The organism is Sphaerochaeta sp. (assembly GCF_050256055.1).
Lineage (GTDB): Bacteria > Spirochaetota > Spirochaetia > Sphaerochaetales > Sphaerochaetaceae > Sphaerochaeta.
Map to the genome: position 1 here is coordinate 22,827 of NZ_JBFWIJ010000014.1, position 13,022 is coordinate 35,848.

General features: G+C 52.6%; 7 protein-coding genes. 3 read left to right on the forward strand and 4 right to left on the reverse strand.

What is annotated here, in order from left to right; genetic code table 11:
* Positions 1 to 3: 3 nt before the first annotated feature.
* The 4 genes from AB7C91_RS07240 to AB7C91_RS07255 all read right to left on the reverse strand — a co-directional run bounded on the left by AB7C91_RS07240 (position 4) and on the right by AB7C91_RS07255 (position 7,427).
* Positions 4 to 2,679, reverse strand: coding sequence for a tetratricopeptide repeat protein (locus AB7C91_RS07240; protein WP_428590209.1), 2,676 nt, complete (start codon positions 2,677 to 2,679; stop codon positions 4 to 6).
* Between the two features lie 18 nt (positions 2,680 to 2,697).
* Positions 2,698 to 5,322, reverse strand: a complete 2,625-nt coding sequence (locus AB7C91_RS07245; RefSeq protein ID WP_428590212.1) for an EAL domain-containing protein — start codon at positions 5,320 to 5,322, stop codon at positions 2,698 to 2,700.
* Between the two features lie 81 nt (positions 5,323 to 5,403).
* Positions 5,404 to 5,883: a DNA-deoxyinosine glycosylase gene (locus tag AB7C91_RS07250; RefSeq protein ID WP_332447562.1), complete on the reverse strand. Its 480-nt coding sequence runs from the start codon at positions 5,881 to 5,883 to the stop codon at positions 5,404 to 5,406.
* On the reverse strand, positions 5,877 to 7,427 hold the full coding sequence (locus AB7C91_RS07255; protein WP_428590215.1) for an NAD(P)/FAD-dependent oxidoreductase: 1,551 nt from the start codon (positions 7,425 to 7,427) through the stop codon (positions 5,877 to 5,879). Before AB7C91_RS07255 ends, AB7C91_RS07250 begins: the two co-directional genes overlap by 7 nt.
* Positions 7,428 to 7,578: 151 nt before the next feature.
* On the opposite strand from AB7C91_RS07255, the gene AB7C91_RS07260 reads away from it, so the two are divergent.
* From AB7C91_RS07260 to AB7C91_RS07270, 3 genes are read left to right on the forward strand one after another with little or no spacing between them, the layout of a single operon-like run.
* Positions 7,579 to 8,841 carry a TolC family protein gene (locus tag AB7C91_RS07260; protein ID WP_332447564.1) on the forward strand — a complete coding sequence of 421 codons (1,263 nt, stop codon included), beginning with the start codon at positions 7,579 to 7,581 and terminating at the stop codon, positions 8,839 to 8,841.
* A gap of 12 nt (positions 8,842 to 8,853) precedes the next feature.
* Positions 8,854 to 9,792 carry an efflux RND transporter periplasmic adaptor subunit gene (locus AB7C91_RS07265; RefSeq protein WP_332447565.1) on the forward strand — a complete coding sequence of 313 codons (939 nt, stop codon included), beginning with the start codon at positions 8,854 to 8,856 and terminating at the stop codon, positions 9,790 to 9,792.
* On the forward strand, positions 9,789 to 12,920 hold the full coding sequence (locus tag AB7C91_RS07270) for an efflux RND transporter permease subunit (RefSeq protein ID WP_428590219.1): 3,132 nt from the start codon (positions 9,789 to 9,791) through the stop codon (positions 12,918 to 12,920). The genes AB7C91_RS07265 and AB7C91_RS07270 overlap by 4 nt, the downstream gene beginning before the upstream one ends.
* Positions 12,921 to 13,022: the final 102 nt, after the last annotated feature.

The window sequence follows — 13,022 nt, forward strand, 5'->3', positions numbered from 1 at the left end:
CCGTCACTGGGTGAACAATCCCGACCAGAGCGGCTTGACCGAAGCAACTTCATCACCACCGACGTCCTCGATCATGGATTGGAGGGGATTCATTTCCCTATGCAAGGATGAGGTGAGACTCCCCTCCTTGATGACCGAGGTTTTGTACCCAATTTGGGCCGAGCCGAGAAAATTCTTTGCCCCAACAGAAGCATCCAAACCGGCATCCGCGTTGAAACCACCCGTACTTCCATACCCGGCTTCGGCACTAAGACTAAGACTCCCTGCTTGATTATCTACACTCAGGGTGGCCGAACTCTTGAATTGATAATCACTTACCACACCGTTTCCATCGAGACTGACCGAACCATGCAGTGACAAGGATGCCTTTCCGTCAAGGGTTTCCATGCTGATACCACCGCTATGGGTGGCAGCACCACTGGCAGCACTCTGTTGATAGGTATATTCCAAATTCGGGCCACCGACACGGGAGAAATCCGCAGTGAACGTTGCCGTTGTCCTCGCACAGCTGATCCTTCCTCGCAAGGTAGGAATGAACGGAATGGATAGATCCGTCCCATAAGCATCCAACTTCGCAAACAGCGGTGAAGCCGGAGGAATCTCCTTTGATGCAAACTGACGTTTGCCGGCTTTCTCCTTTGCCTGCTGCTCCTTCTCCAATGCATCACGCTGTTCCTGTTCCCTGTTCCTCGCTTCCTGCAATGCTTCAAAACTGCATCCGCAGTCCCACGAATCAAAATACGCATATCCAGAATAGCTGTTCAGGATTTCACTGAGGGCAAACTGGACTTGCTCCATGATTGCCGAGCGGAGCATCAATTCCTTCTCGGAACGGACAGATGGATCGCTGATCAGCAATGCATGGGCGAATGCCGTCTGATACATATCCTGTGCAACGTTGGAGATCTTCTTATATGCGGGGACTGCGGCATTGGTTGCCTCGGAGAAATAACGGGATGCAATGGCATTGAATTGGCTCAGATACTTCGTATGCACCCGGTGGATTGCCAACAGCTGTTGGTCGGGATCCTCGATCTCAGCGGCTTTGTCCAATTCTTTTTGCTGTTGTTCTGACAATTCCTTGTACCGAAGCTCGTACTGTTGTTTGGCGAACCCCACCACGCCGGCGGTTTCGGCATTGAGACGCATCATATATTCCAGGTAGATCTGGTAGATGCGGAGAAAGGCGGAGTAATTCTGCTGTTGAAAGCGAACGTTGTTCTCGTCGGCATAGGCCTTCGGGTCAAGCAGGAAAATCTGTGAAGCCGGATCCACGGCGGATGCAGCTCCGATCAAATCTTGGTAGTTTTTGCGTTGTGCTTGCATGACTGCCGAAGCAACCGTCTGCTCCACTTCGGAGATCTTTGCATCCAAAGCCGATGCATCATAGCTAAGCACATCATCTTCCGTATACCCTTCATATGCTCTTGGATTCTTGAACATGCGTTGGGGATCCAGCTTGAGAGTAACCTTCACTCCAAGATTTTCCAGTTGCTTGATACGGTAGGAAAGCGAAACCGCTTCGGTTTTGACCCCGTATAGGGCAAGTGCTCGGGCGAATTCCTCCAAAGCCGATGCACCCAATGGGTCTGCGACGGCCTTTGCCGATGCATACTGAGTCAGAAGCGTTGCATCAGGAGTACGATAGGTCTGACTTCTTGTCAGATCAGATACCAACTTCCTGGCTTCCGTCGCTGCCTGGGGATTCAGGTCCTGCACGAAATCCGCTGCAGTAGTGATAGGCTCGTCCGATACCATCTGGAGCGCCGGTTCCAAAGTCGCGGCCTTGGAAGTGACGGGAAGATTTGCATAGCCTGCCAACTGCTCATCCAGCTTCTGCTGTGCCGTCAACATGGCCCCCATCGCCGAAGTTGCCGGCGGCATGGAGGCAAGCAGTGTACGGGCCTTTGCGGTCTGGCCCAAAGCTTGGTATACAGCGGCCAAAGCCGTAATAATTTCGCTGTCGCTCCTATCGAGACGGTAGGCGGTACGCAGCACGGAACGGGCTTGTTCCAAATCCCCGTAATCGACAAGATACTGGGCCCAATGGAGCAAGTGCCTCAACGAAGCATGCGTATATCGACCGTCCAGCAGGCTGCACTGTACGGCGAACTGCGCATAGGCAAGCACCTGATCAGCATCGAGACCGAGCTCTTGCATCGCAAATGCTGCATTGCCGACAGCGGTGGCATCATCAGGATAGGCAAGAAAGGTTGCCAATGCCAATGCAGAAGAGAGTGCTAATTGATCAGGAGCACACAATAGCGTAGCCGCTACAATGGTCGATTCAGAAAGCGATGGAAGCTTTCCGTATCCGAAAGCAGGGAAAGGGTCGACGGGGAAGAGACGGCGGTATACGGATAATTCCTGTACTCCGAGTTGGGAGCAAAGTAGTTGCAAAGTGGAGACGGCAGAGTCAATCAATGCCTGTCGTGCTGAGGCATCACATTCGCTTACCGGCAGGATCTCATCCATCTGGTCGGAATGCTTGTCCTCCGAAGATTCGTCAGGAACACTCAGCAGAGGAGGCAGCTCACCCATATACGTCATGGCCGTCTCTAGGTTTTCGTCACTCACACCGTAGGAGGACAAAAGAGAACGGTAGTCCAAGCCTTCGGAATACAACAGAGAAAAAACGCACAAGAGCACACCACACATGCACAAATGCTTGCAACGCATAGATCCCCCCAAGTTTGCCTAGGTCCGAATGTTCTTCTTGACTTGCTCCAGAAATGCTGGTGCATCGACTGCCGGAGAGAAGTAGTAACCTTGGTACTGGTCGCATCCGATTTCCCTGAGGAAGGCCAGCTGTTCTTCTGTTTCCACCCCTTCCGCCACAACCTTGGCTCCGACTTCCTTTGCCAACAGCAATACCGTCTTATAAATGGTGGTCGATTCGACTTCCGGATACTTGAAGATGAAGGAACGGTCGATCTTGATGGTATCGATGGAGAGTTCCAACAGATAGGAAAGCGATGAGAACCCGGTACCAAAGTCATCAATTGCAATCGAAAGACCTTGGGCATGCAGTTTCTCGACCATGGAGTTGGTGCTTGCCAAATCCTCCACAGCCGTATGTTCAGTCAGTTCCACGGTAAGCAGTTGATCAGGAATCCTGAATTCCCTCAACAAAGACCCCAATACATCCAGAAGCGCCGGATTGGACAATTCCCGGGCACTCAGATTGAACGACAAGGAGAATGTCGGGCAGGAGGCAAGTAAAAGCGTGCTGTGTTCCGCCAGGAAATGCACCACGTTTTGGATGACGAATCGCCCCAATTGCTCAATCTCCTCCATCTCGAATAACAGTGGCAGGAATTCATCAGGAGGTATGTTCCCCAACGTAGGATGTTGCCAACGGATCAATGCTTCCGCTCCACAAATGGTCCCCGTCTCGACGGAAAGCTGGGCTTGGTAATACATGGATATCTGATTGGTGGAGAACACATCCTTCAGCGCTTCGGAAATGGATCGCTGACGTGCATAGCGGGTACGCACCCCCTCGCTGTAATACAGATAGCGCTCATTCTTCGCGATATTAACCATCCGACTGGCAAGTGACGCATCGATGATCAAATCGACCAAGGTAGCAGAGGTGGCCGGTAGGAAGGATACACCGCATACCATCCGGATACTGAGATCCATGTTCTTTGCTGTATGTGAGGAACTCAGATTTTTCAGCAAGCCGGCGATATATGCACCGGTCAAGGACGAAGGCGAGCGGTCAGGAAGCAACACAACGAAGAAATCAAAGGAGAAGCAGAGGACCGGATAAGGTGTCTCGGTCAACCGTGCAAGAACCAGGGTGACATCCGAGGCAAACTTGGAGCGCTCGGTTTGGTTGAGCTGCGTCCCGATTTCCTTGCTGTTTTCCAATCGGAAGGATAGGCAGGTCAGATTCGGAGGAATTGATGGCAAGCGCATGGCTGAAGCCAAGCTCGTATTTGCATCAAATGCGGCTGCAGTGCTTTGTTCCAGGAACGTGCAAGGTGTCCAATGGGAAGGACTGTAGATTTCCACGGTGTTTTCCAATTTCCGACGCTTGGTACGGATTTCGGTAGTTGCAAGACTGACGAGCAAAAGATGTCCACTTCTTTGGGTAATCCAAGTCGGCTTTCCGGGTAGGGGTATCTGTCTCTGGAAACGGTTTGACAACCTGCCGATCAATTCGTGCTGCGAGTACCCGCTCAACTGTTCAAATGACTGGTTGCAGAAGGTGATGCGCCCGTCTGCATCACAGACGACGATGCCATCAGATGCGTAGTTGGAAATCAAGGAACTGATGCGCATTTGCTGCTTGTCACCCATTCGAAGATGGAACACCACCACAACGGCGCTCCCCAACACCAGAAGCACGAACAAAATCCCATACTTTGCAAGCGGATGCATCAAGAGAAAACTTTCGGTCAGGCCGGGAAGCTGATCAATCCGGAAGGTACTTACCAACGTCCAAAGCCTTACCCTTCCTTGAGTCAAGGAAAGTCGCTCGCTGGTTCGGGGATACAATGCTTGGAATGTGTAGACGTTCGCTCCTGAACGGAATGTACCGTAATCCCGTTGCATCAGCTGATTATGCAGATTGGAATCCAGTGCATACAGGTTCGTGCCGAGGGTCTGGCAAGAATCGTCGCCGGTAAGCAGTACCATTCCTTGGGAATCAACGAGCGAAAACTGCAGTTCCTTGGTCAAGGAGGACTGATACGCAAACAGGAAGGAAAAGAGATAACATGCATCGAAATCGATGGCAGCCACTCCCAGAAAGATTGATCCGCGATAGACGGGAAGTGCAAGGGTGATGCTGGTCTCCGTCTCATGCTCTTTGGTGATTTTCGAAACATACAGCACCCGTGGAGCCAGCGTCTTGGTCTTGAGAAACAGATCGGAATTTGACAAATCCTCCAATTCATTTTCTTTTACAAGGCTTATCAAACCTCCAGGACTCCGATCGACCTGAGCCAACTCCTTGCCTGATGCATCCAGAAATCGCTGATGCAGAATATAATCCTTCTGAGTGTTGATTCGTACAAAGAGCCGGGAAAGGCCGTACAGGCTCTGTTCATCCTGCTTCTGGACATACTCGGAAAATTCACTGGAATTATAGACGACCAACAGATCCGCGACAAACTGGGCAAAGGCATTCTCAATCTGATTGGCAATGATCAGATTGCCTTTTTCCTGCTCCGACTGGACCTTCAGGGAAGCCTGTGCAGTGAGCGAATGCTCATAGCCGACCAACAGGACATACCAAATGGCAACCACCGGGATGACCAGCAGGAGTATATCCCTGAGAATATGTACTCGAACTTTGCCCTGCAGGACCATTCCTTCTCCCTGAGTACACCCGTTTCTCTAACCCGTTCATAGGATAGCATATCCTTGAGACAGGAGAAAGAGCGCGACCGATTACGCCTCCATTAAAGCCGCTTGCCAACGCTCCAGTTTTTGCGCATATGCCAAGGTATAGGCTGGGCTGGTTGAAGGCAATGTCTCAAAATGCAGAGAGGCAGGATGGAATTTGATCAGGCTTTTATAGAAGGAACAGGCTTTCTGTCCATTGAAGAGCACCGTACTGATGGCAGGATGTTCCACCAGAAACGACTGGAGGTCGTTGGCAACCACCGTGGTGAAGGCACTGTCGCTGGAAAGCTTCCGCTCGAAGCGCTCAAGGACATCCCATAAGGCAATGTCATGGGCGATGAGCAACTCACATTTTTCCTCATACGTTCGGATCGGTCCACCGAACACATCAGCCATGATCGGCCAGAAAGCATTGCGTTCGTGTCCATAGTATTGCTGCTTCTGAGCTGAACGAATGCTTGGACCGGTGCCTAGGATCAAGCGGGTGCTGTGCTTTGTGTGAATAGGAGGAAAACCGTTCAACATCCCAGATAGTCCTTCACCGCCAAGGCACAAGCCACCCCGTCCATCGCAGCACTGACGATGCCTCCCGCATACCCTGCACCTTCCCCGCACGGGAACAAACCGTTGAGCTGGGGATGCATCCGCGTCTGCTCGTCACGGACGATGCGTACCGGACTGCTGGTTCTGGTTTCCGCTGCAAGCAGAATGGCGTCATTGGTCAAAAAGCGGGGAGCTTTCTTTCCGAACGCCTGAAAAGCCAAAGCCAGCCGCTCGGAAAGGAATGCAGGGAACAGCTTGTGTAGGTCGCTCGATACCAAGCCGGGGATGTAGGAGGTGGCGGGAAGGTCCTTGGAAACGACATGGTTGACAAAATCCACCATCCGTTGTGCCGGGGCCTTGATGGAGTTGCCGGCAAACCGATAACACCGCCTTTCCAAAGCTTCCTGGAATTCCAACATGCCCAGTGTACCGCTGAATTGCTCAGGCAGATCCTCAGGATGCAACTCAACAACCATGGCGCTGTTGGCGAAATCACCATTGCGCCCTGCACTGCTCATCCCGTTCACCACCTGCTGCCCCGCTTCAGTGGCTGCCGGTATGACGAACCCTCCGGGACACATGCAGAAGGAATAGACGCCTCGTCCCTTCACCTGCTCGACAAAGAAATATTTGGCGGCAGGCAGATACGGTGTGCGGCCTTCCGCCTGTTTGTACTGCATCTGGTCGATCAACACCTGCGGATGCTCGAGCCGGACACCGATGGCCAATGCCTTGGGCTCCAAGGCGATCTGCTGCTCAGATAGATACCGATACATATCCCGGGCACTATGTCCGGTGGCAAGGATCACCGGCCCGTTGAATGTCCTTCCGTCGGCACACACCACCCCGTACACCTGGTCGGATTTGCGCAGCAATGCGGTTACTTTGGTATGAAAATGAACCTCCCCCCCATGGGAGATGATGGTCTTTCGTATCGCTTCAATGACCAAAGGCAGTTTGTCGCTTCCTATATGAGGATGGGCGTCACTGAGTATATCCTCACTGGCCCCGTGCTGACACAACTGGGTAAGAACGGCAGAAACATCACCCCGCTTGGTAGCTCGGGTATACAGCTTGCCATCGCTGAAGGCCCCGGCCCCTCCTTCTCCAAAGCTGTAGTTGCTTTCCGGATTCACCTGCCCGGTTCTGGACAGCAGTGCAACATCCTTCTTGCGCTCATGGACATCTGCACCCCGTTCAAGCACGATGGGCTTGATCCCGACTTCAAGCAATTTCAAAGCCGCAAACAAACCGGCAGGGCCGGCTCCAACAACGATGACGGGTTTGGCATCGGCAACCTGCTGATAGCTCGTCGGCTCATACAACCGCTCCTCAGCAGAGGTGAAGAGCCGTACCAGCAGATCGATTACCACCGGGTGGCGACGGGCATCGATGCTGCGACGCAGGATATGCTGGGAGAATATCGCTTGTTCAGCCAGATTTGCCTTCTTGGCTGCTCGATTGCGAATGATGTGCTCATCACTGGCTTCTTTGGGGGAGAGACGGAGTTGGATATCGATTGACATGAATCCATTCTAGAGTCAAGGACCGATCAAGGTCAATTCAAGCTCTTCATCAACTCTCCTTATTCCTCCAACCATTTTCCATATCATGCTTGCACCAGACACATGTCTAACACGCTACACTAGGCCAACCTTCCCTCACAAGGAGTATTTCATGCGTACACTCTGTATCGGTATCGTAGTTGCAGGCCTGCTGGCAAGTCCACTCTACTGTCAAAGTCTGAGTCTGGAACAAGCATGGCAAAGCGCACAAGCGAATCATACCACCGCCCGGAATGCAAATCTTACGTTGGCAAAACAGCTGAATCAGGCGCAGACCAACGACTATCTGCCTTCCCTTTCGCTTTCAGTCGGAGCCTCGGCCAGTGCCAGCATCCTGGGTGACAGCTATCGTGCTTCGCTCAATCCAAGCATCGGCATTTCATTCTCTCTCTCCAGCAGCGACCGCTTCAGCAAAGCGGAAAAGGATTTGTTGGTCCAAACGGCACAGACTTCTTATCACGCAACATTACAGGGGTTGCAGAGTGAAGTCACCACCGCATATTGGAACGTGGTTGCCGCTTCCCTTGCAAAGCAAGCTCAGCAGCTGGATGTACAGCAACAAACACAGACACTTTCCTCCATTCAGGAAGCGTATGACGGAGGAAAGGCAAGCAGCCTTGCGGTAAGCCAGGCAAAACTAACCCTCAGTTCAGCAAACCTCAAATTGCAGGAACGCACCCAAGCCTTGGAAAACGCTACCCAGAACTTGGAATCCTATGTGGGCTATCCGGTCGATGGAACCTCCGATTCCCTATTGGCCGTGCAAAAACTCAAACCCGAGGAAGCTCTGATCTCGCTTGCAGCCAAGACCTCCACCATCGGGAACCTGGAACTCAAGGTACGGGACGCACAGCTTGCCTTGCAAACACAACAGGCCAAATCAATTTCTCCGAATCTGAACATCAGTGCATCAACGAGCTTGGGAGCAACCTTGGCCACCGATTCCTCACTTCTGAAAGATTCTACCTCCCTCTCGATGACCGTATCGCTGCCGCTCGATGCCTACCTGCCCGATTCTTCGGCACAAACAACATTGGAAAACCTTGATGCCGACATCCAAATCGCACAAAACAACCTGTCGGCAGGGATGCAGAAGCTGCAATTTCAAGTCAAGCAGGCCTACCAATCCATCTCCCAGGCAGCCGAAAACCTGCAATATCTCAAACAGAACCAAGCTCTGGCAGAAGAAACCTACAGCCTGACCCGGGCTTCCTACGAAGCCGGGGAAAGCACCTATCTCACTCTCCAGGAGAGTGAAAACCAGAGAACAAGCACCGCTCTTGCCATCCTACAGCAACAGCTTACCTACACGCTTGCTCTCTACGATCTCTCAGCTTTGCTGGAAGTCGATATCCAGACCCTGTTCGCACACTAAGGAGAACCCATTATGCAAACCTCACCATTCGAGAAAATCGTCACCATCGTTCTGTTGCTTATTTGTCTCGGTCTTGCCGGTATCATCGGATTGCATTATCTTTCCGGTTCCACATCCCGAAGTTCGACTATGCAGCGCCCCAACCAGACATCTGCAGGCGACACGACCGTCAATGTTTCGGTTGCCAGCGTCAAGCGAGCAACATTTAGGCGAACCACCACCCTCGGCGCGGAATTGGCAAGCAGCCGACAAGAGGTATCGATCCACAGTACCATCGCAGGTAGCGTGACGCAGATTTCCGTACAGGCTGGACAAACCGTACAGGCTGGCGATGCCTTGTTCACCGTAGACCCCTCAACTGCAGGCAGCAAGTATAAAAGCACGACGGTGACCAGCCCGCTTTCCGGTACGGTATATGCGCTGGATGCATATGTCGGACAACACGTGAATACCAGTGATACGCTGCTGAGTCTGGGCATGACCGGAAAGCTTGAAATCAAGGCAAATATCTCCGAGCGTTTCCTCTCCACCCTGCAGGTTGGCATGAAGGCTGCCTTCACCACTGCAGCCTGGCCGGATGAGGAATTCTCAGCAACCGTGCAAAGCATCGGTTCCCAGGTGAATACCACCAACCGTACCGTCGAGGTTATGCTTTCCATTGATACGAGCGATTCCCGACTGAAAGAAGGGATGTTTGTCAAACTCAATTTGATCACCGAACAACAAGATGATGTCCTGCTTATCCCCACCGATGCCATCACCACCTATCTGGGAGAACCGGTGGTCTACATCGCCGTGGACGGAAAAGCAAAACGGGTGGCGATCACCACCACGTCCAGCGACGACAACCAAAGCGTAGTTTCCGAAGGGCTGGTCGGCGGCGAGCAATTGATTACAGCCGGATCGGTCGTGGACGGGTCGAGCGTGAAGATCATCGGGGAGGGTATATGAAGCTCAGTGAACTTTCCGTACGTCGTCCGGTACTCATCGCCATGGTCTATGTCCTCTTGATGATCGTAGCGGCGTTGTTTGTGAAGAATTTGGACATCGCCTTGTATCCTTCGGTGGAGATGCCTACTCTTTCAGTCATAGTAAGCGCCACTGATGCCGGACCTGAGGAGATAGAACAGCAGGTTACCAAGGTTCTGGAGGATAATCTGGGTTCCTTGGACGGGCTGGAAACGATTTCCAGCACGTCATCGGACGGTAGATCGATGGTCAGGCTGCAATTCGCTTACGGCACCAATTTGGACGATGCGTACAATTCGATCAATACGATGCTCAGTCGCATCTCCCGTCAACTGCCTGATTGGGCCGATACGCCGTCGATCATGCGTTTCAATGCCTCTTCCTCCTCAACATTCATGCGGTTGCTCGTCAACGGAGTCAATGACCAACAGGCATTGAAACAGGTGGCCGAGGATACCATCTCGCCTCTATTGCTGAGAATCGACGGGGTCAGCCAGGTCGAGGTCATGGGATCGGGAGCAACACAGATTACCGTCAACGTCGATCCGATTCGGCTGCAAGCGTACAACCTGACCCTATCACAGGTCAAACAGGCCTTGGCAAGCCAGAATACGAAAGGAAAAGGGGGAACCATCACCCAGAATCTGATCGATTACTCGGTAACGATGGACAGTCAATTCTCCTCCCTCGATGCTATCAGAAATACGGTGGTCACCACCTTGGACGGAGTTCCCATAACCGTGGATGACCTGGGAACGGTAGCCGAAGAAACGGCTTCCAGCTACCGGGAGCAATACCTCGATGGTTCACCGGTGGTTTCCCTGAGTCTGACCAATGCATCAGACAGTGTTGCTTCCACCGTCGCCCAACGAGTACGGAGCCAATTGGATTCCATCAAAGCCCAGCTTCCCAAAGGGGTGAGCCTATCCATCCAGCAGGACTCGACGACGATGATCACCTCGACCCTTGACGAGGTGTACAAGAACGCCCTGCAGGGAGTGCTGCTTGCCGCCTTGGTCATCTTCCTCTTCCTGCGAAACCTGAAGGCTACCCTGATCATCTCACTCTCCATGCCGATCTCCATCCTCTTTACCTTGATGGTCATGTCCTTTTTCGGGATCACGATCAACAGCATGAGTATGAGCGGTCTGATCCTGGGAATCGGGATGATCGTCGATGCATCGATCATCATTCTGGAAAACACCTATACGTTCCGGGAGAAGAACCATGGCAGTGTAGCATCGGCCATCCTGGGCAGCGAGAACATGAGCACGGCAATCGTAGCATCCACCTTGACCACCATCTGCGTATTCATCCCTCTGATCATCTATAAGAATGAATTGGAGATGATCGGCATCATGTTCCAAGACCTGATTCTTACCGTCTGTATCGCCCTCGGTGCATCCCTGTTCGTAGCCCTGACCTTGGTTCCGGCCTTGGCGGGAAGCATTCTTCGTTTGGACAGCCGGCAGCAAAAACCATTGCGTCTGAAGGTCCTTGTGCTCATCGACAATCTCTATCGCAAGGGGGAGAAAGCCCTGGAATATGCGTATGCAAAAGCCCTTGCCTATGTTCTGCGCCACCGCCTGCTGCTCATCGTCCTGTTGCTGCTCGTATTGCTGTTCAGCCTGCAGTACTTCGGAAATATCGGCATGAACCTGACTCCGCAGATGAATACGGACGACAGCATCAGCCTCTCGATGACCCTTCCTGCAGGATCAAACAAAGAAGCAAGTCGAAGCGAGCTGTTCCGGGTGCAAAAGGAATTGATCCAGGCCCTCCCCCCAAAAGCGTACACCCAGATCATGGTGGAAGTGGGTACCGGTAATACAGGCTCGATCGAGATCAGTCTTCCGGACATAACCGAACAAAGTTATTCCACCACCCGGATAAAGGCCATGATCGCCCCGATCCTTAAAACCAATCCGGCGGCAACCTGGACCTATGGAGCAGGCAGGGGGCCGGGAAACAGTAGTCCGATCAACGTAAGCATTACCGGAAGCGATGCCACGGCCACCAAGGAAACCGTGAATGAAGTTGCCTCCATCATTGCTACCTATGTTCCCGGGGCGACCAACGTGTCCACCGATCTGGCCAATGGTTCACCTAAGATCACCCTCGATCTGGACGAACAACGGGCGAAGGACCTGGGGGTTTCCATGGATACCTTGCTTTCGACTATTTCCAACGCATTGAGCGGGGTGACGGCTACAAGTGTAGCAACCTTCAACAATGACCAGACCTACGACTTGGTGGTCCAGATGGACAGGAAGGCATACCAGACGGTCAATGACCTGGGCAATCTCCTCATCCCCGCCAACAATACAAAGGTACGTCTTGACAGCATCGCCACCTTCTCCACCAGCAGCGCTCCGGCTTCGATCACCCGGGAAAACAAACAGCGGGTGAACCATGTGACTACCGGTCTTGCCGATGGATACTCCACAAACGAGGTACAACAACAAGTCGAGCAGGCTCTGAAGGACCATCTGCTCATCCCCGATGGGGTTGAGGTCAGCCAGAGCGGGGACATGCAGCAGTTTGCATCCTATACCCCGACCTTGATACTCATCATCATCCTCGCCTTGGTTCTGGTATTCGCCGTGATGGCGGGTCAGTTCGAGTCGTTACTGGACCCATTCATCATTTTCGCCACCATTCCGCTCTTGATGATTGGAGTTGTCTGGATCCATCTGATCATGGGACAGAGTTTCACCCTCTTCTCCATCGTGGGAATCGTGGCGTTGATCGGGGTGGTCGTAAACAACGGTATTGTACTGGTCGATACCATCAACCGTCTCGTTGCCCGAAAGGTGCCGGTTACCGAGGCCTGCATCCAAGCGGCCAGAACCCGGTTGCGTCCGATTCTGATGACCACCCTCACCACCATCCTCGGTCTCATTCCCTTGGCCTTCTTCCCCGGAAAAGGGGCGGAGATGATGCAACCAATCGCCCTGACTTTCATCGGGGGCTTGGGGAGCGGAGCCTTTTTGACCCTCTTTCTCTCCCCAACTTTGTACTCGATCCTGAACAAACGAAGAGAGAAGCGGTACTTTGATCCAAATACCCTGGCCAACCAGCTGGCGCTGTTTGACAAGGAAGGTATATAAGCATTCTTCAAGACGTTCTCTCCAAACGTTCTTTGGCATGTCTCAGATTCTGAGGCATGCCTTTTCTTGTCATACACACCCCGTTGTGCTACCCTATGGCTC

Bases quoted from the DNA above. Each gene is read 5' to 3' on its own strand.
- AB7C91_RS07240 (WP_428590209.1), bottom strand. From the start codon at position 2,679: ATGCGTTGCAAGCATTTGTGCATGTGTGGTGTGCTCTTGTGCGTTTTT.
- AB7C91_RS07245 (WP_428590212.1), bottom strand. From the start codon at position 5,322: ATGGTCCTGCAGGGCAAAGTTCGAGTACATATTCTCAGGGATATACTC.
- AB7C91_RS07250 (WP_332447562.1), bottom strand. From the start codon at position 5,883: ATGTTGAACGGTTTTCCTCCTATTCACACAAAGCACAGCACCCGCTTG.
- AB7C91_RS07255 (WP_428590215.1), bottom strand. From the start codon at position 7,427: ATGTCAATCGATATCCAACTCCGTCTCTCCCCCAAAGAAGCCAGTGAT.
- AB7C91_RS07260 (WP_332447564.1), top strand. From the start codon at position 7,579: ATGCGTACACTCTGTATCGGTATCGTAGTTGCAGGCCTGCTGGCAAGT.
- AB7C91_RS07265 (WP_332447565.1), top strand. From the start codon at position 8,854: ATGCAAACCTCACCATTCGAGAAAATCGTCACCATCGTTCTGTTGCTT.
- AB7C91_RS07270 (WP_428590219.1), top strand. From the start codon at position 9,789: ATGAAGCTCAGTGAACTTTCCGTACGTCGTCCGGTACTCATCGCCATG.